General features: G+C 66.3%; 20 protein-coding genes, 1 tRNA gene and 1 pseudogene. 6 read left to right on the top strand and 16 right to left on the bottom strand.

Annotated elements, in window-relative coordinates; genetic code table 11:
- Positions 1 to 141 precede the first annotated feature (141 nt).
- Positions 142 to 1,751, top strand: a pseudogene (locus tag GBA63_RS12905) (alpha-amylase family glycosyl hydrolase).
- 173 nt (positions 1,752 to 1,924) lie between these two features.
- Here the strand turns inward: GBA63_RS12905 and GBA63_RS12910 are convergent.
- The 6 genes from GBA63_RS12910 to GBA63_RS12935 all read right to left on the bottom strand — a co-directional run bounded on the left by GBA63_RS12910 (position 1,925) and on the right by GBA63_RS12935 (position 8,677).
- Positions 1,925 to 2,806, bottom strand: coding sequence for a 3'-5' exoribonuclease YhaM family protein (locus GBA63_RS12910; RefSeq protein ID WP_166176657.1), 882 nt, complete (start codon positions 2,804 to 2,806; stop codon positions 1,925 to 1,927).
- 82 nt (positions 2,807 to 2,888) lie between these two features.
- Positions 2,889 to 3,746 carry a carbohydrate ABC transporter permease gene (locus tag GBA63_RS12915; protein WP_166176659.1) on the bottom strand — a complete coding sequence of 286 codons (858 nt, stop codon included), beginning with the start codon at positions 3,744 to 3,746 and terminating at the stop codon, positions 2,889 to 2,891.
- A 2-nt stretch (positions 3,747 to 3,748) separates the two neighbouring features.
- Entirely contained in the window at positions 3,749 to 4,663 is a 915-nt protein-coding gene (locus tag GBA63_RS12920; protein WP_207956768.1) for a carbohydrate ABC transporter permease, read from the bottom strand.
- A gap of 65 nt (positions 4,664 to 4,728) precedes the next feature.
- A complete protein-coding gene (locus GBA63_RS12925; RefSeq protein WP_166176661.1) occupies positions 4,729 to 6,072 on the bottom strand; it encodes an ABC transporter substrate-binding protein in 1,344 nt (447 codons plus the stop codon).
- A 119-nt stretch (positions 6,073 to 6,191) separates the two neighbouring features.
- Positions 6,192 to 7,412, bottom strand: a complete 1,221-nt coding sequence (locus GBA63_RS12930) for an ABC transporter ATP-binding protein (RefSeq protein ID WP_166176663.1) — start codon at positions 7,410 to 7,412, stop codon at positions 6,192 to 6,194.
- Between the two features lie 89 nt (positions 7,413 to 7,501).
- Complete coding sequence (locus tag GBA63_RS12935; protein ID WP_166176665.1) at positions 7,502 to 8,677, bottom strand: glycoside hydrolase family 3 N-terminal domain-containing protein; 1,176 nt, start codon at positions 8,675 to 8,677, stop codon at positions 7,502 to 7,504.
- 81 nt (positions 8,678 to 8,758) lie between these two features.
- Here GBA63_RS12935 and GBA63_RS12940 point away from each other — a divergent pair, with 81 nt between their 5' ends.
- From GBA63_RS12940 to GBA63_RS12950, 3 genes are read left to right on the top strand one after another with little or no spacing between them, the layout of a single operon-like run.
- Entirely contained in the window at positions 8,759 to 10,129 is a 1,371-nt protein-coding gene (locus tag GBA63_RS12940) for a DEAD/DEAH box helicase family protein (RefSeq protein WP_166176667.1), read from the top strand.
- Positions 10,129 to 11,370 carry a DUF790 family protein gene (locus GBA63_RS12945; protein WP_166176669.1) on the top strand — a complete coding sequence of 414 codons (1,242 nt, stop codon included), beginning with the start codon at positions 10,129 to 10,131 and terminating at the stop codon, positions 11,368 to 11,370. The genes GBA63_RS12940 and GBA63_RS12945 overlap by 1 nt, the downstream gene beginning before the upstream one ends.
- 44 nt (positions 11,371 to 11,414) lie before the next feature.
- Entirely contained in the window at positions 11,415 to 11,861 is a 447-nt protein-coding gene (locus GBA63_RS12950) for a hypothetical protein (protein WP_166176671.1), read from the top strand.
- Here the strand turns inward: GBA63_RS12950 and GBA63_RS12955 are convergent.
- Positions 11,833 to 12,102: a J domain-containing protein gene (locus tag GBA63_RS12955; protein ID WP_166176673.1), complete on the bottom strand. Its 270-nt coding sequence runs from the start codon at positions 12,100 to 12,102 to the stop codon at positions 11,833 to 11,835. The genes GBA63_RS12950 and GBA63_RS12955 overlap by 29 nt on opposite strands.
- 192 nt (positions 12,103 to 12,294) lie before the next feature.
- Here GBA63_RS12955 and GBA63_RS12960 point away from each other — a divergent pair, with 192 nt between their 5' ends.
- Complete coding sequence (locus GBA63_RS12960) at positions 12,295 to 12,717, top strand: DMT family transporter (RefSeq protein WP_166176675.1); 423 nt, start codon at positions 12,295 to 12,297, stop codon at positions 12,715 to 12,717.
- A gap of 92 nt (positions 12,718 to 12,809) precedes the next feature.
- Here the strand turns inward: GBA63_RS12960 and GBA63_RS12965 are convergent, their stop codons facing one another.
- Positions 12,810 to 14,078 carry an adenosylhomocysteinase gene (locus GBA63_RS12965; protein WP_166176677.1) on the bottom strand — a complete coding sequence of 423 codons (1,269 nt, stop codon included), beginning with the start codon at positions 14,076 to 14,078 and terminating at the stop codon, positions 12,810 to 12,812.
- A 144-nt stretch (positions 14,079 to 14,222) separates the two neighbouring features.
- Entirely contained in the window at positions 14,223 to 15,047 is an 825-nt protein-coding gene (locus tag GBA63_RS12970) for a glycerophosphodiester phosphodiesterase (protein WP_166176679.1), read from the bottom strand.
- Positions 15,048 to 15,158: 111 nt separating this feature from the next.
- Here GBA63_RS12970 and GBA63_RS12975 point away from each other — a divergent pair.
- Positions 15,159 to 15,243: transfer RNA gene (locus GBA63_RS12975), tRNA-Leu, on the top strand.
- A gap of 190 nt (positions 15,244 to 15,433) precedes the next feature.
- On the opposite strand, the gene GBA63_RS12980 is transcribed toward GBA63_RS12975, so the two are convergent.
- The 7 genes from GBA63_RS12980 to whiA form a co-directional block, all read right to left on the bottom strand.
- Positions 15,434 to 15,898 (bottom strand): calcium-binding protein, encoded by a 465-nt coding sequence (locus GBA63_RS12980; RefSeq protein ID WP_166176681.1) that lies wholly within the window; start codon positions 15,896 to 15,898, stop codon positions 15,434 to 15,436.
- A 30-nt stretch (positions 15,899 to 15,928) separates the two neighbouring features.
- Positions 15,929 to 16,381, bottom strand: coding sequence for a calcium-binding protein (locus tag GBA63_RS12985; RefSeq protein WP_166176683.1), 453 nt, complete (start codon positions 16,379 to 16,381; stop codon positions 15,929 to 15,931).
- Between the two features lie 67 nt (positions 16,382 to 16,448).
- Positions 16,449 to 16,676 carry a preprotein translocase subunit SecG gene (gene secG, locus GBA63_RS12990; RefSeq protein ID WP_166176685.1) on the bottom strand — a complete coding sequence of 76 codons (228 nt, stop codon included), beginning with the start codon at positions 16,674 to 16,676 and terminating at the stop codon, positions 16,449 to 16,451.
- 35 nt (positions 16,677 to 16,711) lie between these two features.
- Positions 16,712 to 17,491 (bottom strand): triose-phosphate isomerase, encoded by a 780-nt coding sequence (gene tpiA / locus GBA63_RS12995; RefSeq protein ID WP_166176687.1) that lies wholly within the window; start codon positions 17,489 to 17,491, stop codon positions 16,712 to 16,714.
- A 36-nt stretch (positions 17,492 to 17,527) separates the two neighbouring features.
- The gene (locus tag GBA63_RS13000) at positions 17,528 to 18,706 is read right to left on the bottom strand and encodes a phosphoglycerate kinase (protein WP_166176689.1); all 1,179 of its coding nucleotides are present in this window, start codon (positions 18,704 to 18,706) and stop codon (positions 17,528 to 17,530) included.
- A 327-nt stretch (positions 18,707 to 19,033) separates the two neighbouring features.
- A complete protein-coding gene (gap, locus tag GBA63_RS13005) occupies positions 19,034 to 20,041 on the bottom strand; it encodes a type I glyceraldehyde-3-phosphate dehydrogenase (RefSeq protein WP_166176691.1) in 1,008 nt (335 codons plus the stop codon).
- Between the two features lie 242 nt (positions 20,042 to 20,283).
- A complete protein-coding gene (gene whiA, locus GBA63_RS13010; RefSeq protein ID WP_166176693.1) occupies positions 20,284 to 21,111 on the bottom strand; it encodes a DNA-binding protein WhiA in 828 nt (275 codons plus the stop codon).
- Positions 21,112 to 21,119 lie beyond the last annotated feature (8 nt).

A 21,119-nucleotide genomic window follows, 5' to 3' on the forward strand; every position in this document is an offset into this window, starting at 1 on the left:
TCCTTGACTCCGATCCTTTCCCGGTAGTACTCCGAGAACCACTCGTACCGCCTCGCCGGATGCATCCAACGAAATCGGTACACGGCTGGCCTGACCAGCTGAAATGCTGACCGGCTCTGATTGCTAGAATCGGCGCTGTTTATGGACGCGGGACGCTCATGGTGGCAGGTTGGGGTGATCTACCAGGTCTACCCGCGCAGCTTCGCCGACGCCAGCGGCGACGGCGTGGGCGATCTTCGCGGGATCATCTCGAAGCTGGATTACCTGGAGTGGCTCGGGGTGGACGCCGTCTGGCTCTCCCCTTTCTTCCCCTCGCCGATGGCAGACTTCGGCTACGACGTCTCCGACTATTGCGACGTGGACCCCCTGTTCGGAGACCTCCCTGACTTCGACGAAATGCTGGAGGGGATGCACCGGCGCGGCATCCGCGTGATCGTGGACCTCGTGCCGAACCACACCTCATCCGAACATCCCTGGTTTAAGGAGTCCCGCTCCTCGCCGGTCAACCCGAAGAGGGACTGGTACATCTGGCGCGACCCCGCCCCGGACGGCGGACCGCCGAACAACTGGGAGAGCATCCACGGGGGCGGCACCTGCTGGGAGTGGGACGGGCGAACCGGCCAGTACTACCTCCACACTTTTCAGGTCGAGCAGCCCGACCTGAACTGGCGAAAACCCGAAGTTCGGGAGGCGATCTACGACGTCATGCGCTTCTGGCTCGACCGCGGCGTGGACGGCTTCAGGCTCGACGCGCTCTCCTTCTGCATCAAGGACGACCGGTTCCGGGACAACCCGTCCAACCCGGACTGGCGCCCGGGAGACCCGCCGTGGGCCCGCCAGCTGCGGGTCTACACGGACGACAGGCCAGAGGTTCTCGGCATAGTGGGCGAGATGCGCGCCGTCACGGACGCCTACGCCGGCGACCGCGCCCTGATCGGGGAGCTCTACCTGCCCCTAAAACGCCTGGTCGCTTACTACGGGGTGGATCTGAAAGGCGTCCACCTGCCGCTCAACTTCGGTCTCCTCGGGCTCCAGGAGTGGAAGCCCTCGGCCATCGGACAGCTCATCGAGCAATACGAGACATCTCTGCCAGAGGGCGCCTGGCCGAACTGGGTCCTCGGCAACCACGACAACCCCAGGATCGCGAGCCGCCTGGGCCCGGCCCACGCCCGGGCGGCCCAGATGCTCCTGCTCACCCTCCGGGGAACCCCGACCTGCTACTACGGGGACGAGATCGGGATGCGCGACGTGGAGGTGCCCCCGAGATAATCAAGGACCCGCAGGGCAGATCCAACCCCGAATACGGCCGTGACCCCGCCCGAACCCCCATGCAATGGAACGCGACGAGGAACGCCGGTTTCTCCCCCGAGGGCACCGAGCCCTGGTTGCCCGTCGCCGGAGACCACGAGACAGTCAACGTGAAGGCCCAACAGGCAGACCCGCGCTCCATGCTAGCCCTGTTTCGCCGCCTCGCCTCGCTACGACGCACCTGCCCGGCGCTGTCAAACGGCTCGTACCGCCCCATGTACACCGGAGACGACCTCGCGCAAGCTTACCTGCGCGAGCACGAAGACCAGCGCCTGCTCGTCGCCCTCAACTTCGGCCCCGAACCCCGCAGGCTGGACCTCTCGAAAGCCGGTGGCAAAGCTAACCTGCTCCTCTCCACGCACCTCGACCGAACCGGACACCCCGACCTGAGAGAACTGCCATTGCGGCCGGGCGAAGGCGTCCTCCTCTCGCTGGAACACTAGAGCGGTCAGCCACCCGCCGTACGATGCGCTACCGCGCCGCGCCACCCGCGACGATTCGGGCGACGGGAAGCGTCGCGTATCGAGTCGACTGGCTGAAAGCTGAAAGCGAGGGTCTGCGAAGCAGACCCGATGCGCGCCGAAAGCGGAGCCCATAGGGCGAAGCGTGCTGACAGCTACTCGGGCACGTACAGGGCGCGTCTCAGGGGGTTCTCGTGGTGGCTCCAGCCGCCGGGGCTCACGTTCTGGGTCGACTCTATGTACATGGCAGCCCTCGCGTCGAGGTTGTCTATGAGGTGGACGAGGAGGGCTTCCATGGTCTTGGGGCGTTCGGGGGAGCCGTACTCGGTCTCGCCCTGGTGCGAGATCAGGACGTGCGAGAGCTTGAGGCGTAGCTCCTCGGGGAACGCCGGTAACATTCTGATGTAGGAGGAGACGAGGCGTTCGCCGAGGACGACGTGGCCGAGGAGGCGTCCTTCGGTGGTGTAGGCGAAGCCGCCGGAGTCCCACGAGAGCTCGCGGACCTTGCCGACGTCGTGGAAGATCGCCCCGAAAAACAACAGGTCGCGGTCCACGGGGTAGATCTCGGCCAGAGCGCGAGCGATCCGCAGACAACCAACCGAGTGCTCCAGCAGGCCGCCGATCCTGGCGTGGTGCATCCCCTTGGCCGCGGGAGCCTCGCAGAACGCCTCCCAGAAATCCTCGTCCGAGACCATCAGCTCGAAGAGCTGGCGGAGGTCCTCGCTTTCGAGCGTCCGTCCGGCTTCTTCGAGTTCGGCGGCGAGAGCCCGGCGGTCCTGCTCGGTGGCCGGAAGGTAGTCCTCTTCGTCGACCTCGTCGCGGCGCATCACCCGCAGGCGGTCGAGCTTCACCTGCAGCGTGCCGCGGTACTCGTGGGCGTTGCCCTCCACGTCCACGTAGGCAGGGCCCGGGATCTCCTGCACCAGGTCCTCCGGCAGGCGGCCCCACATGCGGGCGTCCACGGAGCCCGTGCGGTCCACCAACTTCAGGGAGAGGTAGGGGGCGCCGCGGCTATCCTTGCGAACCGCGGCGTCCACCGCCAGGAAGCTGGAGTGCAGCCTCCGCCCGGCCTCGATATCCCGGGCCCAGAGCTTCTCCTTTTGGCGGTCGGCTCCCAGGTTAACCCTTAACCGCCCCGGCTGTCAGGCCCGAGACGATCCGGCGCTGGAAGATCAGGACCATTATGACCAGCGGCACCGTGACGACGACGGCCGCCGCCGCCTGCGCCCCGTAGTCCGTCGTGTACTGGCTGGCGAAGTTCGGGATCACGACCGTCACCGGCTGCGTGTCCGGCGTGAGGAGGAACGTGGTCGCGAACAAGAACTCGTTCCAGGCGAAGATGAAGGTGAGGATGGCCGTCGTGAAGACGCCCGGCGCCGCGAGCGGCACTATCACCTTGCGGAAAGCCTGGATCGTCGTCGCCCCGTCAACCTTCGCAGCCTCCTCCAGGTCGCGCGGCAACTCACGGAAGAACGCCACAAGGAGCCACACCGTCAACGGCAGGGCGAAGACGACGTCCGTGATGATGACGGAGGCCAGGGTGTCGATGATGCCGACGCTACTGAACTGGATGAACAGGGGGGCTATGATCGCCACGCCGGGGAAGAAGCTGATCGCGAGAATCAGCGTCATGATGAGCCCCTTGAAGCCGAACTTGAGCCTCGCTATCGCGTAGGCCGCTATCGCCCCGAAGAACAGGCAGATCACGGTCGTGGCCCCGGAGATGATCACGCTGTTTATGAGCGCCTGCTGGAAGGCCGGGTCGCCGAAGATCTGGCCGTACTCGCTGGCTATGGGGTTGTTCGGGAGTATCGTCGGGGGCGACTGGAAGAGCTCGCTTCTCGTGATGATGCTCATCTTGAAGATCCAGAGCAGCGGGAAGACGCTGACCAGGACGAAGAGGGTCAGGAACACGTAGAACAGGACGGCGCTCAGGGCGCCCCTGCCCCCTCCCCTCGATGCTGTTGCGCTAGCCATGGCTACTCCTCCGTGGAGGTCTGCATTCCCAGACCGTAGATGAAGAACAGGGCCAACAGGAACGACGTGACGAAGATGAACACCGAGGCCGCGTTGCCCTGCGCGAACAGGAGCTGGCTGACCCTCACCGACTTGTAGACGAAGGTCGAGAGCGACTCGAGCTCGCGGTTGGAGAGCGCCCAGAAGAGGTCGAAGATCCTGTAAGAGTCGAGCGTGCGGAAGAGCACCGCGACCAGGATCGTGCCCTTGAGGAGCGGCAGGGTGATCCTGAAGAACCGCTGCAGGACGTTCGCCCCGTCCACCCTCGCGGCCTCGTAGACGTCGGAGGAAATGGTCTGCAGGCCCGCGAGCAAAAGCAGCGCCATGAAGGGCGTCGTCTTCCACACGTCCACGCCTATAGACCCGATCAGGAGCAGCGTCCTATCGGAGAGTATCGGCTGGCTAATGATGCCGAGGGCGTTCACCACGTAGTTGATGATGCCGACCTGGTCCTGGAACATCAGGCGCCACATCACGGCCGAGATCACGGTCGGGAAGGCCCACGGCACGAGGATGGCCGCCCTGACGAGCCCGCGGCCCTTGAAGGCCTGGTTGATGGCAAGGGCTATGCCGAGCCCGATCAGAAACTCGAGCGTCACGCTTATCACCGTGAAGAGCGTGGTGTTTACGAGCCCTTCCCTGAAGTCCTCGTTGGCGAACATCTCCGTGTAGTTCTGGAAGCCGACAAACGAGCCCGGCGCCGCGACGGTCGCGCTCGTGAAGCTCAGGTAGGTCGCGTAGGCGATCGGGAAGAAGGCGACGACCAGGATGATGACCAGCGCCGGCAGGACCATGTAGTAGGCGGTCCTGCGTTCCGGGTCGCCGAACTCTCTCTTGAGGAAGCCACCCCTCCGCTTCTTCTCCGTGTTGACGGTCACAACGCTTTACCCCTTTCTAAATGGAGACCCGGCGGCGCTCTCGCGCCGCCGGACTCCGGAAGACGTTAGCCGGCCTGATCCGCGATGCCCTGGAGTTGCTTCTGGAGCGTGCTCGCCGCCTCTTCGGGCGGGACGTCGCCCTTGAGGGTGGCGTTGAACTGCTCGCCCAGCTCCAAAGACATATCCGAGTAGACCGGGGAGACCGGCCGCGGCTCGGTCATCTCAAGGGCCGTGGGGGCCAGCCTTACGGTCGGCACCTGCTCGGCTACCTCCGGGTCGTCGTACAGCGAGGCGAACGCGGGCAGGTAGGTGCCCACGGTGGCCCACTCTTTCTGCGACTCCTCGCTGACCATGAACTTGACGAACTCCCACGCGGCGTCCTGCGCCTCCTGGTCGGCGAAGGCGTTGATAAAGAAGTTCCACCCGCCGAGGGTGGCGGTGCTCTGGCCGCCCTCCCCCGCAGGCAGCGGGGCTATGTCTATCTGCTCGGGCTTAACCTTGAAGCCCTCGCTGCCGGCCAGGGAATACATGTAGGGCCAGTTGCGGCAGAACACGGCGTCGCCGTTCTGCAAGAACGGGGCCTCGGTGGTGGGCTCGTCGTAGGTGCTGACGGCCTGCGGCGCGACGCCGGTCTCTACCATGCTCCGGTAAGTCTCCAGGCCGGCCACCGTCTCCGGGCTGTCGATGGTGACCTTGCTGGCGTCGTTGGGGTCGAGCACCGACCCGCCGTGGCTGTTGACGTACTCCAGCCCGTTGCAGACGCCGCCCTCGTAGTTGGCGCCCTGGAAGACGAACCCGTACTTCACCCCCTCGTCCTGCTGTATCTTCTGCGCCATATCCTGGAGCTCCGTCCAGGTCTTCGGCGGTTCGGAGAAGCCTGCCTTCTCCAGCAGGTCCTTGCGGTAGTAGAGCAGCCCCGCGTCGGTGTACCAGGGGACGCCGTACCGCTTGCCCTCGTAGGTGTTCGCCGCCACAGGGCCGTCCAGGTACTTGGACGCCATGCTGTCCGTGAAGCGGTCCGTGAGGTCGAGGATGTAGCCGTTGGCGGCGAACTGGGCAGGCCAGATCACGTCTCCCGCCATCACGTGGATGTCCCCGCTCTGGGCCTGGAACTGCGTGCGCAACTCGTCGAAGTACTGCTCGCTCTGGGAGGGGGCCTGCCGCCACTTGACGGTGATGTCCTGGTTCTGCTGGTTGAACTTCTTTATCAGCGACTCCAGAGCACCCGAGGTCTCGCGCCCGTTGCTGAAGACAAGCGTCCCGTCGAAGCTGCTGCCCCCACCCCCGCAACCCGCGGCCCCCAACAGTGCCGCCCCGGCAAGCCCGGCGCCCCCCATCTTCAGGAAGTCGCGCCGGTTAAACCTTCGCTCTCCGGGCACGGTCGTCTTTACGTAGAATTCTTGGGTCATATCTTGTTTTTCCTTTCTAGGGTCTGCTTCGGCGGGCGAACGCCCGCGTAACGCGCGCCGGACGCGGCCCAACAACGCGTGGTCGTCGCGAACCGCGTCCGGCAAAGATTCATTCGGCCCTAGAAGATAGCCTTCTCGGACTCGGGGTCAAAGAGTTGGACCTTGCTGCTATCGATGACCAGGCGCATCCTCTGGCCCTCTTTCGCCGTGCTCTCGGCCGCCACGCGGGCGACCATCATCTCGCCGCCGGAGTCGGCGGAGCCGCCGTCGCCGCCGTCGTCCTCGGTCATGCCTTCGAGGCTCGCCAGGTGGGCGGCCTGCTCGCCGGCAACCTCGAAATACACGTACTTCTCGGAGCCCATGCTCTCTATGACCTGCGGCTCGACCTCCATCGTGTTCGAGCCCCCCGACCCGCCGACGGCCTCGGCCGCCTCGGTACCTGCGTCCTCGATGTGCTCGGGCCTGACGCCAAGGATCACTTCCTTGCCGGTAAAGGACTCCGGATCGTACCCCTTGTCCCTGGCCCCGCCCATCGCCTCGCGGCCGATCGGGATGCGCGTCCTGCCGAAGACGACGACGTGCGCGTCGCCCTCTTTCTCCAGGCGCGCCCTGATGAAGTTCATGGCGGGCGACCCTATAAAGCCGGCCACGAAGACGTTGTCGGGCTGGTCGTACATGATCTGGGGCGTGGCGACCTGCTGCACGAGGCCGTCCTTGAGGACCACGATCCTGTCGGCCATCGTCATGGCTTCGGTCTGGTCGTGGGTGACGTAGATCGTCGTGGTCCCGATGCGGTTGTGGAGCTTGGCGATCTCCGTCCTCATCTGCACCCTGAGCTTGGCGTCGAGGTTACTGAGGGGTTCGTCCATGAGGAAGGCCTTCGGCTCCCGGACTATCGCCCGCCCGAGCGCCACGCGCTGGCGCTGGCCGCCGGAGAGGGCTTTCGGCTTGCGGTCCAGGAAGTGCTCGATGGAGAGGATGCGGGCGGCCTCCTCGACCCTCTGGTTGATCTGGGACTTGTCCATCTTGCGGAGCTTGAGGGCGAAGCCCATGTTCTCGCGCACGTTCATGTGCGGGTAGAGCGCGTAGTTCTGGAAGACCATCGCTATGTCGCGCTGGCGGGGCGGCAGGTCGTTGACCACCTGATCCCCTATGAAGACCTTGCCCCCGCTGATGTCTTCGAGGCCCGCGATCATGCGCAGCGCCGTCGACTTGCCGCACCCGGAGGGCCCCACGAACACCACGAATTCCCCGTCGGGGATGTCGAGGTTCATCTTGTCTACGGCTTTTACGTCTTCGCCGTAGATCTTGGTGACCTCTTCCATGGTCACTTCGGCCATGCCACTTCCTCCTTCCGTTCCCAAGAACGGTTTCTGCCCGGAGCCCCCAGTGCCCGCGGGTTTATTTCACCCTGTCTATGACCGGCATTCTACCTAATGCGCGCACGCGACGCGAAACCGTATGTTTCCTTTACCAGGAGCAGCCGCCGAACGGACTCCCGTAGCCTCCGCTCCGGTATCTCCCCGACTCCACGGCGGCCACCACGGCGTCGTAGGCGTCGGCCTGCTGCTGCGGCGGGCTTGAGACCACGAGCAGATCGGCCCCGGCCTTGACGGCCTCCACCGCGGCCCGCTCGGGCGTTCCCCACCCGACGCCCCGGCCATCGCGAGGTCGTCCGTGACGACCACCCCCCGAACCCGAGTTCCTCCCTCAACATGCTTATCCACCGCGGGGAGAGGCTTGCCGGCCTCCTTGCGTCCACGGCCGGGTAGAGCAGGTGACCTGCCATCACCATGGGAACGCCCGCCTCCACCGCCGCCCGGAACGGCGGCAGGTCGAAGGATTCGATCGTGTTCATGTCGTGGTCGACGACCGGCAGGTCTTTGTGCGAATCCGCGGTCGCCGGACCGTGGTTGGGGAAGTGCTTGGCGGACGAGGCGATGCCGGCGCTCTCGTAGCCCTCGACCGCCGCGGCCCCCATCCCGGAGACGAGATCCGGGTCCTCCCCGTAGGAGCGGTTGCCGATGGCGGCCCCGAAGCCCGTGTCCACGACAGGGGCGAAGTTCGTGTTGACCCCGGCCCGCAAAAGCTCCGCGCCGATCTCCTCCGAGACCGCGCGGGCCCGCGCGGGGTCCCCCCCGCTCCCGACCTCCGCCGCGGAAGGCTGGGGCGTTACCCACGGCGTGGAGGCGATGTCTCCCCCTTCCTGGTCGACGGCCACGAAGAGCGGCACCGCCGGCTCCGTACGCATGGACAGTCGTTGGAGAGAAAGAGTCAAAGCCTTGACCTGCTCCTCGCTTCGCATGTTGTGGCCGAAGAGGATCACGCCCCCTATGTTCCTCTCGCGCACCATCTTCTCGATGTAGTAGTCGGGCTCGGTCCCGCCCACGCTGACCACGAACATCTGCCCAACCATCTCACGAACGTCCATTCGGTCCGCCTCCGATAATCTCTGCGTGGTCTTTTCGGTCCGGACGGCCTTCTCTCGACGATCCTCGTTCACACCGGCTCCGTTATCGTTGCCGGCGCAGGCCGGCAGCAGGATGAGGGCGGCGAAGCCTAGCGCGAGCGAGATCCCGCGAAGTCTCTTTCGTGGTGCCACCACTAGACGCTACACCCTCCTTACGCCGGACGCGGCCAGTCTACCGGTGAGAGGGGACGAATTCTCGGGTATGCTTCGTCCGACGTGATCGAGCTTTCCTACGAGTCGGGCACCCTCGTCGCGACGGGCGCCTCCTCCGGCCTTCCGGAGCCTTTCGTCTGGGACGGCCGCACCCGCCAGTGGCGGGCCCCCGCCGGCGCCTACCGCGAGGTGGTCCTAAAACTCCGCGAATCGGGAGCGGCGCACGCGGACCGCGCGGCCGCCTTCGACAGGGTGGCGCTCGAGTCGCGCGTCGCTATGGAGCCCCGGCCTTACCAGCGGGAGGCGCTCGCGGCGTGGGGCAGGGAAGGTTTGCGCGGGGTGGTCGTGCTGCCGACCGGGGCGGGCAAGACCGCGGTTGCGGTGAGCGCGATCGAGAAGGTCGGGCGGAGCACGCTCGTCGTCGTGCCGACGCTCGCGCTGCTCAAGCAGTGGTACTCGGTGCTCTCGGACGCGTTCGGCGGCTCGGTGACGGTCGGGCTGCTCGGCGGCGGTTACCACGAGATCACACCGATAACCGTAACGACCTACGACTCGGCCTACATCCACGCCGAGCGCTACGGCGACCGCTTCGCCCTCGCCGTCTACGACGAGGTCCACCACCTCCCGGCCCCCAAGAACGCCATCATCCCGAAGATGCTCCTAGCACCCTACTCTTTGGGCCTCACCGCCACCCCGGAACGTCCGGACGGCGGCCACGACCTGTTACCGGAGCTGGCCGGGCGCGTCGTCTACCGGCGCTCGCCCGAAGACTTGGCCGGTACGTACCTGGCCCCGTTTGAGCTGGTCAGGATGCCGATAGAGCTGACCGCCCAGGAGCGCTTCGACTACGCCCAGGCAGAGGCGGTCTACAGGGACTTTCTGGAGAAACACAGGTTGCCGATGCGCTCGCCGGAGGACTGGCAGCGGTTCATCATGGTCGCCTCGACCAGCCATTCCGGGGGGAGGGAGGCCCTGCTGGCGGCGCGACGGCGGCGTGAGATCCGGGAAGGAGCCATGCGAAAAGGCGTGACGCTCGAAGCCCTGCTGCGCCAGCACTGGGAAGACAGGTGCATAGTCTTCACGAAGAGCGTCGAGGAGGTCTACGCGCTCTCCCGAAGGTTCCTGATCCCTGGCATAACCTACGAGACGCCGGCCAGGGAACGCAAGGAGATCCTGGACAGGTTCCGAGAGGGACGCTACCGGGCGATCATCGCCTCCGACGTCCTGAACGAAGGCGTCGACGTCCCCGACGCGAACGTCGCCATCATCCTCGCCGGCAGCGCCTCCCAACGGGAGTACGTTCAACGCCTCGGGCGCATCCTCCGCCCGAAAGACGGCAAACAGGCCATCCTCTACGAACTCGTCACCGCCGCCACGGGCGAGGAGGCGGCGTCTCGCCGCCGCAGGGAATCCTTCAAGGGGGCGACGGCCTAGTGCTGCGCGGCGAGCACGTGATCGCCCGCCTCGCCCGCGGCCGTCTCGTCCCCCACCGCCTCTCACCCGAAGACGGGCGCGTCGTGGAGGTGTCCCAGGAGCTTTGCGACCTCTACGCGGCCCACCTGCACGGGCCGAGGGCGGATCTGGAGGGACGGCTGGCCGCGCTAGAAGAAGAGCTCGGACCACGGCTCGACGCGCGGCGGGGGTTCAAGATCGTGCGGGCGCTCGCCAAACTGCTCGAAGAACTGGCGACCTGGGAGGCACCTACGAAGGCCGACCCGTACACCATCAGGACCCGCGTCTTCGAGCTCGCCGCCGCCCTGCCGGAACCTCCCGCCTCCGAGCCGGGCCTCCTCGAAGTCCCGACCCGCGACGACGTGCTCTCGCGGGTGGCTTCGGAGACTGGCCTGGAAGATGTCGTCAACCTGATGTACGCCGACAGGCAGGGGGCGCAGGTTCTTACCGGGTTCGAGAAACCTTCGCCACGGGCCTTGATCGAGCGTTACAACGTCGCCCAGATCCAGGGCGTACTCTACGCCGCGAAGGAACTGGTGGTCGATCTCGACGAGGGGGCCGACGCCAGGCTCGTCTTCCACTACGTCAAGAAGATGGCCCTGATCTACCGCCTCGAGCCAACGCGCCGCGGCTACCGCCTCCACCTCGACGGCCCCCTCTCCATCTTCGGCGGGACCAGAAAGTACGGCCTCCGCCTCGCCAAGTTCCTCCCCGGCCTACTCCTCACCTCACCCTGGCGCCTCTTGGCGAACGTCGAATGGAAGGGCCGAGACGCCCTCCTCGAGCTCGACTCCGGGAAGAACGACCTGAAGAGCCACTACCTCGGACCCAGAGACGCCAACGAGGGCGACGACGTGCGCGAGGCTTTCGTCCGGGCGTGGGAGCGGGCGAAGGACACGGACGGCTGGGAGCTTGTGGCGGGCCCGGGCGTCCTGCCCTTCCCGGAACTCAAGACGGCCCTCGTGCCCGACTTCACCCTGAAGAACGCCGCCGGCGGGAGGGTGCACCTCGAGATCCTTGGCTTCTGGTCCGGGCGGAACCTGATCGAACGCGCGGCATTGCTCAGGGAGGCCAACGCGCGGGGGTATTCCGTGCTCGTGGCGGCTTCGGAGAAGCTCGGCGCCTCTCCAGAGGCACTTTCGGAGGCCGTCGCGGGTGGTGTGATCCCCTTCAAAGAACGCCTGGCCGTCAAAGATGTGCTGGCCGCGTTGGCCCGGGAATAGACGCCCGATTCGCCGCAGGCCCGGATACCAATATAATCCGGCGCATGAACAAGGGTATGAGATCCCTGATCTACCTCACGCTCGCGTGCACGTTCGCTGCCACGCTCTACGGCTTCGGGGCGAGCGTCTACTCCTGGCAGAGCGTCTACGAAGAGACGGGCCGCGAACCGCTGATACAGGCCACCCGCATCTTCGTCTACGTGGCGCTCGGCGTCCTGCTCGCCTTCCGCGGCGCGTGGCCCGGCGTCGCGGCGGCCGTGGTGATGGCCCTCGCCGCCACCTCGGCCGAGTGGGCGCTCTTCCCGCTCTCCTACGGTTGGGCGGCGCTGGGGGAGGAGGCCGCATACGCGAAGGAATTCGGGACCGTCACCCGTCCCCCCTACAACGCCTGGATCTCATTCGACCTCTTCGCCGTCGCCATCTCCTCGGCCCTGGCCCAGGGCCTGCGCATGATGGCCCACGCTAACCCCAGGGGCTTCGGGGACGGATAACCTCCACGGGCTCGTCCTCGTCGAAATCGAGCAGAAAGACCTCGCCGAGCGCGTTGAAGTCGTAGCGGGAGGCCGGAAGCAACCCGTCGACGGAGTCCTCGACCTCCACGGCCGTCACGAGCTTTCCGTGCCCCTTGCAGCGCTTGCACCCGATCGGCCGCCAGGCGGCGCCGTCGTCACCCCGCCCCTCACAGTTGGGGCAAGTACGAAAGCCGGTGTACCTGATCTCCAGCGTCCTCATGGCCCAGATAATAGCTGACAGCTGTCAGCTTTCAGCCAGTGGACTCGCGGCGGAGGTTTCCCTCGGAGTCGTCTCCTCGCCGCCGACGGCAACGGGCTGCGGTCTACGCGCTATCGAAACGTCTGTAGAGTAGAAGCCGAAGGCTGACAGCTGATGGCTGACGGCTCATTCAGCGATTCGGGAGGGGAAGACATGAACATCGGAGCGATCCTGGCGGCCCTGGCGGGGCTGGCGATAGCGGCGCAGGTCGTGGTCAACACGCTCGGCATCAGGTACCTCGGCGTGGGAGCCCTGATCGGGGTCTCCGGCGTTGCAACCGCCATAGCCGGCTTCGCCGTGGCCCTCTTCTCCCATCCCGAGTTCACAGCCCGAGCCACACTGTGGGCGATCGTCTCGGGAGTCCTCGGGGCCTTCATACTGGGTGCCATAGTCCTTGCGGCGGGCCGGGCCGGGCTCGCCCAGACGCTCTCGCTCGTGATCGCCTCCCAGCTCATCGCCGGCCTACTAATCGACCGCACGGGCCTCTTCGGCCCCGCCGCCGCGGACTTCGGCCTCCTGAAAGTATTCGGCGTCGCCCTAATCCTGGCCGGCGGCCTCCTCGTCGTCCGCTCCTAAAACGCCCTCCCCGGCACGCCGTGTACCGGGGAGGGCGCCACAATTCTTCTAAAGCCAAGAGCTGAAAGCTGACGGCTGATAGCTGACAGCTCTCAACGCCAACTCTGCTGGTACCGGATCTGCTCCTCCGTCAGCTTCTCGGGCTCGACGCCCAAGGACGCGAGCTTGTGGCGGGCGACGAGGTCGTCGATGTCGTCCGGGATTGGCTGAATTCCTGGTCCGAAGTCCGCCGCGTGGCTGGCGAGGCGGTGGGCGGCGAGCGCCTGCACGGCGAAGGTGAGGTCCATGATCTCGACCGGGTGACCGTCGGCGGCCGCGATGTTGACGAGCCTCCCCCGCGCCAAGACGTGAAGCCTGCGACCGTCGGCCAGCTCGTACTCGACCACGTTGCGCCTGGCGTCCCTCGATTTCACCGCCATCTCCTGCAGCCCGGCCAGGTCGAACTCGTGGTCGTAGTGGCCGGCGTTGGCGAGCAGGGCGCCGTCCTTCATGCGCTCGAAGTGCTCACGCCCGAGCACCTTTATGTTGCCCGTGCCGGTGATAAAGACATCGCCCTCCTCGGCGGCCTGCAGGGAGTTCATAACCTGGTAGCCCTCTGAGTAGGCTTCTAGCAGCTTCACGGGGTCGGGCTCGCAGACGATCACGCGCGCGCCCATGCCGTCGGCGTACTTGGCGAGGCCGCGGCTGACCCAGCCGAAGCCCATCACCACCACGGCCTTGCCGCTGAGGAAGAGGTTCGTGTTGGAGAGTATGGCGGCGATCGAGGAGATGCCGGTGCCGTAGCGGTTGTCGAAGAGGTGCTTCATCTTCGCGTCGTTGGCCGCGAGGACCGGGAACGGCAGGACGCCCTCGCCGGTCATCGCCGTCAGCTTCATGATGCCGGTGGTCGTCTCTTCGGAGGCCCCGATGACGTTGCCCACGAGGTCCGGGTGGTGCTCTATAAGGCGCCCGACTAGCTCGGCGCCGTCGTCGACGATCAGGTCTGGGCCGGTCTCTATGGTCTGGTGGAGGTAGCGCTCGAAGTCCTCGTCCGAGGGGTCATGGGTGGCGTAGACGCGAACCCCGCGCTCAGCGAGGGCGGCGCAGACATCGTCCTGGGTCGAGAGCGGGTTGCTACCGGAGACCGTAACGTCGGCCCCGGCGTCCGAGAGCAGGGTGGCGAGGTAGGCGGTCTTCGCCTCGAGGTGGATGGTCATCGCGATCTTCTTGCCCCGCAAAGAACCGTCCGCCAACTGCTCTTTGGCTATGGCGTTCAGGACCGGCGCGTGCTGGGCCACCCAGTCGATCTTGCGGTGCCCTTCGGGTGCGAGCGCGGGATCCTTGATGACGGAGTCACCGGGCGTGCTGGACGCGTGTTGCATGTTGCCACTCCTCCGGAGTGATCCCCGGGGCCGGTCTGGCGCCGACCGGTAAGGCGCCACCGGGCCATCTCCGGCGGCACGGAGAAACTAGCAAATCGCCCCTCGCCGTTCAAGCCGGGACGCCGGTATCCGTTCCCGCTCCCTTCAACCCGGCGCCCATGCTCCCAAGACCTTCGCCAACACCTCCGGCCGGTCCGTAATGATGCAGTCCACCCCGAGATCCAACAGCGTCCGCATCTGCCCCGGGTCGTTGATCGTCCAGGCGTCGACCCGAACCCCCAGCGAATGGGCGGCCTTTATAAGACGCGGCGTCACCAGGCGCAGCGGCCCGTAGTCGACGGGCACCTGCAGCGCGGCGTAGGCGGGCCGCGCGAGCCGTTCGAGCCGCAGCAGGCTCAGGCCGTAGAACACCCCGATCTCCAAACGCGAAGCCCCCGTGTCGCACTTGTCGCCGGCCGCCCGCCGAAACCGCCGCAGGACGCGGTAGCTCGCGGAGGCGACGAGCACGCGCCCCGTCGCGCCAGCCCCCCGCAGCACCCCGAACACGGCCTCCTCGGCGCCCGGCACCCGCCTGTCCTTTATATCTATGTTGACGCGGGCATCAGGGAACGCCTGGAGCACCTCCCTCAGCGTCGGGACGCGCTCGTCGGGCCTGCCGGCCCCTCCGGCGTGGAGGCGGCGCACCTCCGCGAGCGTCTTGCCGGCCACGGCCCCGAAGCCGTCCGTCGTCCGGTCGACCCTCGCGTCGTGCATGACGACCGGGTGCCCATCGCGCGTCAGGCGGACGTCCAACTCGAGCCCCCCGGCGCCGGCCTCGACGGCCGCGCGAAAGGACGCCAGGGTGTTCTCGGGCAGGCGTACCGGGGCCCCGCGGTGCCCGACGTTGACCGGCCAGCCCGCCGGTACCGGCCGCGTCTTCCGCCCGCGCATCGCCAGGACGACCAGCCCCGCGAGCGTCCCCAGCAACAACGTCGTCTTCCACCTACCAAACACGCGCACAACTTAGCACACCGACGGCCGGCAACCGGTATTCCACGTTGACCACTTCACGCGCTTCTCGTATACTCTGCCGGCTGCTTTGTCGGAGTGGCGGAATTGGTAGACGCGCTAGGTTGAGGGCCTAGTCCCCGATAAGGGGGTGGGGGTTCGAGTCCCCCCTCCGACACTTCTATGGTGCCGTAACGGGATAATACGGCCCGTAACTGTAACCGGCTACACCCCAGCACCCACGCGCGGGTGTATAATTTTGTCAGGACTCGCCTGTTCTCCCCATCCTCCCCGGGCGAGTCCTCTTTTGTTCCCAAACTCTGGCCCGGGTCGGCTTTCCCGCTGCCGCGGACGCTGTCCTGCTTCGCCTAGCCCCTGTCTACGATCTCGCAGTCGGGCGCGACGACGTCGTTGGGGCCGATGAGCACGTAGTCCCGGCCGGAACCGCAGTAGAAATAGTCGCGCTCGCCGTCGAGGCTGCCGTGCATGTCGTCGTTGCCGGACCCGCCGTGGAGGCGGTCGTTGCCGCTCTTGCCCCGCAGCTTGTCGTTGCCGGCGTTGCCGAAGACCTCGTCGTCGCCGGGACCGCCGCGCATGAAGTCCTGGCCGTCGCCGCCGCTGGCCCAGTCCCTGCCGTATCCGGGGTAGATGGTGTCAGGCCCGCCGCGGCCGTAGATCCTGTCCACCCCATTAGTGCCGATCAAGAAATCCTCGCCGTTGGTCCCGGAACAAGGCCCCCCGTCGCACCTCTTGTCCACCGCGAAGGCCAGCCCGCCCAAAGAGAGCGTCAAAGCCGCCACCGCCACGAGCACCAGAGCGTACCTCTTGATCATGTTTTCCTTCCTGTGGTCGATGTCCGGTACCTACCGGACCGGTTGCAAGACCTCGCAGTTGCGAATCGTGTCTTGCCCGGGCGTGTAGTACACGGTGTCGGTGCCGCCGCCGCAATCGACGTCGTCGGACGCCAGGTCGTTATCCTGCCCCACCGCGCCGGCGCGGATGGTCTCGTCTCCGGGGCCGCCACGGATCACGTCGCGGCCGAGACCGCCTTTGATGGTGTTGTTGCCTCCCCCGTCCTTGACGAAGTCCATCCCGTACCCGCCCTTGAGCACGTCCGCGCCGCCGGCGCCGTAGATCTTGTCGTTGCCCGAGAGGCCGTAGATGGTCTCGCCCATGTTGGACCCGTACAGGGTGTCCATCCCGTCGGTGCCCCTGCACTCGCCGCCGTTGCACGTCCGGGTCACGGCGAAAGCCGTGCCGGCGATGAGCAACATGGCTCCTAGCATAAACGCCAGCGAAAACGCGGTTCTTCTCACGAATGCCTCCCGGGAACGGTTCCGTCTTCCCGGAGTTTACGCCACGGCGAACGGTCCGGCGTAAACGCTAACCCAAAAAGAACAAAACTATGCCCGTAAGCGTGAAGAGGCCGACCACGATCAGGGTGAGCCGCGTCAGGTTCTTCTCCATGATGGTGGTCCCGGAGAAGGTGCCACCCATGCCGCCCCCGAACGTCGAGGAGAGGCCGCCGCCCTTGCCCGAGTGAAGCAGGATCATGCCGACCAGGGCGACGCAGAAGACTATGTGGAAGAAAGCGACGAGATAAAAAATCATAGCGCCGCTACTTTACCACAGGCCCAGTCACGACCCTACCCGTCCTCAGAATCGCCTGGCCGGGCCGCCTCGATGAGCTCCACGAACGAGTCCACTTCCAGGCTCGCCCCGCCGACGAGGGCGCCGTCCACGTCGTTCTGGCCCATGATCTCCGCCACGTTCGCCGGCTTGACGGACCCGCCGTAGAGGATGCGCACGCCGTCCGCGAAGTCTTCGCCCCTCTCTTCCCTCAGAAGTTCCCTGATCCTGCCGATGGCGTCCTGGGCGTCGTCGGGCGTGGCGGTGTCGCCGGTGCCGATGGCCCAGATGGGCTCGTAGGCGAAGACGATGCCGTCGCCGCCGACTTCGTCCAACTCCTCGAGAACCCGGCTGACCTGGCCCGAAACCTTTTCCCACATGCCGCCTGAGTCCCGCTCTTCCTTCGTCTCGCCGACGCAGACTACCGGGAGGAGATCCGCCTCCACGGCGCGCTTCGTCTTGCGGGCGACGAGCGTGTCCGTCTCGCCGAAGATCTCACGCCGCTCGGAGTGCCCCACCAGCACCGCCCGCGCCAGCACGTCCTTTAGCATCGGAACCGAGACCTCGCCGGTGTACGCGCCCGAGTCCTCGTAGTAGAAGTTCTGTGCCCCGGCGATGACGGGCGAGTCCTCGGCCATCCTGCCGACCTCGTGCAGGCAGGTGAATGGAACGAAGACCGCCACGTCCACCCCCTCCGCGTCCGCGGCGCGCGGCAGCAGGGCCGCCGTGTAGTTCTGGGCCTCTGTTACGGTCTTGTTCATCTTCCAGTTCGCGGCCATCATCGGGCGTCGCGCCATTGGTTAAGCTCCCCTCTCTAGGGTGTTGTCCGTATCCTATCTGTCCGGCAGGACGGCGACGCCGGGTAGCTCCTTGCCCTCGACGTACTCCAGGGAGGCCCCGCCGCCGGTCGAGATGTGGCCCATCTGGTCGTCGAGGCCGAGCTTGTTGACGGCGGCCACGGAGTCGCCGCCCCCGATCACGCTGGTGGCGCCCCCCCCGCTCGCCTCCGCCACCGCTTTCGCGACGCCCTCGGTCCCCTTGGCGAACGCGTCGATCTCGAAGACGCCCATCGGACCGTTCCAGAAGATAGTCTTCGCACCGGAAATCTTGTCCCGGAAGACCTCCACGCTCTCGGGCCCGATGTCCAGTCCCATCTTGCCGGACGGGATGCCGCTTACCGGTACGGTCTGCGTCCCGGCGTCCTCCTCCATGGCGTCGGCCACCACGACGTCCGTGGGAAGAACCAGCCTCTCCCCCGCCTCGTCCGTGAGGCGCTTCGCCTCCTGCATGTAATCTTCCTCGACGAGCGAGTTCCCGATCTCGTACCCTTGCGCCTTGAAGAACGTGAAGCACATCGCCCCGCCGATCAGCAGGGAATCGGCGACGCCGAGCAGGCTCTCTATGACGCCGAGCTTGTCCGAGACCTTGACCCCGCCCAGTATGGCGACGAAGGGCCGCTCCGGGTCCTGCAGAACGCCGTCCAAGTAGTCGATCTCCGCCTCCATCAACAACCCGGCCGCCGCCGGCAGCCTCTCGGCCACCCCGACCGTAGTGGCGTGCGCCCTGTGCGCCGCCCCGAAAGCGTCGTTGACGTACAGGTCGAAAGGTCCGGCGAGCTCCTCCGAGAAGCCGGCGTCGTTCTTCGTCTCTCCGGCATAGAAGCGGGAGTTTTCCAGAAGCACCACGCCCCCGCCCGTCCCTTCCAGCGCCTCCCCGACCTCCGGGCCGACCGCAGTGTCCAGCTTCTTCACGGGCTCGCCGAGCAGCTCTTCGAGCCTCCTGGCGACGGGGTCCATCGAGTACTTCGGATCGGGTTCGCCCTTCGGGCGCCCGAGGTGCGAGATCAGGGCCGGGCGGGCCCCCTCCGAGAGCAGGTGTTGAATGGTGGGCAGCGCCCGCCGGATGCGCGTGTCGTCGGTGACCTCACCGTCCTTTACAGGCACGTTGAAATCTACCCGTACGAGCACGCGTTTGTCTCCAACGTCCAGATCCCTCACGCTCTTCTTGTTCACGCCACTCTCCTAGTAGGAGCTTTCAAATGACAACCGTTGATAATCTAAGGCTTCAAGGTAGATTCGAACGCGTTTTCGAGCACGCCGGGCAGGACTTGCCAGAGGATAAGCACCAGCATGATCCCCACTCCTATACGGACCAAATACCCAATCAGCCACCGTTGATTGGATCGTCGCTTCCCCATAAACCTCCTGGACTGATGTGGGGGCGACGCAATTCGCCCCCGCATCTCATCAGTCCCTTCGCCTGACACCTACCTGACTAGCCGAAAGCCGCCGTCTAGGCGGCGTGCTGACCGGCTGACAAGCTGGCGAAGCCAGCGTGCTCTAGAGCTTCTCCCCCATGAACTGCACCAGGTCCACCGTGCGGTTCGAGTAGCCCCACTCGTTGTCATACCAGCCGAGGACCTTGACGGTGCGGCCGTTGGACATGGTGAGGGGGGAGTCGAAGACGCAGGAGGCCGGGTTGCCGACGATGTCGCTGGAGACAAGCGGGGCCTCGGAGTAGTGGAGGACGCCGGAGAGCTCGCCTTCGGCGGACTTCTTGAAGGCGGCGTTCACGTCGTCCGCGCTCGCCTCGTTTGAGATCTGGGCCACGAAGTCCGTTATGGAGCCGTCGGGGACGGGGACGCGCATCGCCATGCCGTCGACCTTGCCTTTGAGGTCGGGGTAGATCTCACCGGCCGTCCGCGCGGCACCGGTCGAGGTCGGCACGATGTTCATGGGCGCCGAGCGGGCCCGCCTCGGGTCCTTGTGGGCAGCGTCGAGCAGGCTCTGGTCGTTGGTGAAGGCGTGGACGGTGGTCATGTAGCCCGACTCGATGCCGAAGTTGTCCTGCAGCACCTTCACGAGCGGGATGATGCAGTTGGTGGTGCAGGAGGCGTTGGAGACTACCTGGTGGTTCTCGGGGTCGTAGTCCTCGTGGTTGACCTTGTAGACGAAGGTTGCGTCCACACCCTTGGCCGGGGCGGAGATTACGACCTTCTTCGCGCCGCCGTCGAGGTGCTTGGCCGCGCCGTCGCGGCTGGTAAAGACGCCCGTGGACTCGACCACGATGTCAGCGCCGACGTCGCCCCAGGGGATCTGGGCCGGGTCGCGCTCGGCGAAGGTCTTGATCTCCCGGTCCCCCACCCGCAGGATGTTCCCATCCAGGCTGACGTCATCGGGCCAGATGCCGTGTACGGTGTCGCGCTTGAAGAGCAACGCGAGCGACTCCATCGGCATGAGGTCGTTGATCGCGACGATCTCGATGTCGTCGTCGCTGCGCTCTATGGCCGCCTTGGCCGTGAGCATCCCGATCCGGCCGAAGCCGTTGATCCCAACTCGAACTGCCAAAACCTTCTCCTCTCGTCGTTTCCGGGTTTCTTCTATTGTTACCGAAAGAAGCACCTATTAAAAGCACGCTGGCTGCGCCAGCTTTCAGCCCGGCGCTTCGCGCCTGTCAGCTTCTTTCCGCCCGTAGCCCAACAGGGCGGCGCATAAAGCGGCGGTTAGAGCGTCGTAGGGCGTGCCCGCACACAAACGACCGGCTGACAAGCTGAAAGCCCTCGAAGAGGGCGTGCTGACAAGCGGAGGCGTTAGCCGGAGCGTGCTGACAGGCTGACAAGCCGCCGCAGCCGGTGGTTGACGGCGCTCTTGGAGAGACCGCCCATCTGGGCCAGTTCGGCTAGCGAGGCGTCGGGGTGTTCGAGACGTAGTTCGAGCATGTCGCGCAGAGCCTGGGGGAGCCGCGCCGGGTCCAGGCTTTCGAGGGCCCTCTGCTGGCGGGCGGCGGCCGTGGCGGTTCGACCCGCGTTGGCCGAGTCGAAGTTGGTTACCCGGTTGGCGTTGGCCTTGACCTCGCCGAGGACGGCCCTGGCCTCGTACTCCAAAACGGCCTCGTTGAGGCCCATCTGGGCGAGCAGGGAGGTGACGCCGTCGGCGCTCTTGGTGTACGCGACCCACCTGCCCCGCCGCCGCGCGAGCTTGAGCGGCACGCGGGAGAACGCGGCCACCCGCTTCGCGAACTCCTCGTCCCTGTGGACAATTTCGAGATGATAGCCGCCGCGTCCGCCGGGCCGGGTGACCGAGCCCGCCCCCTGGAACGCGCCCCGCAGGTACGCGGCCCGGTCGGCCACGGAGCGCGAACCCCGGGCGAACCTGAGCTCGTCCGCCGCCTGTATGGCCCCGTTTCCCTCCGTGCGGACGGCGTACCTGGTCCGGCCGAAGCGGTCCGGCCGCGTGGGCGAGAGCCCGGAGTCGAGGCCGAACTCAGAGCGCCACAGCCGCACGGCGGACCTGGCGACCGCCGCGCTCGACGTGCGAAGCGTCACACCGTTTTCGTCCCAGTCGCCGGCGGCGTCGACGAGGCCGGCGAGCTCTGCACGGGTCCCGGCGCGCTGGCCGACCGCGGCGCCGGCGGCCAATTGGCGGC

The sequence above is a fragment of the Rubrobacter tropicus genome, from assembly GCF_011492945.1.
Lineage (GTDB): Bacteria > Actinomycetota > Rubrobacteria > Rubrobacterales > Rubrobacteraceae > Rubrobacter_D > Rubrobacter_D tropicus.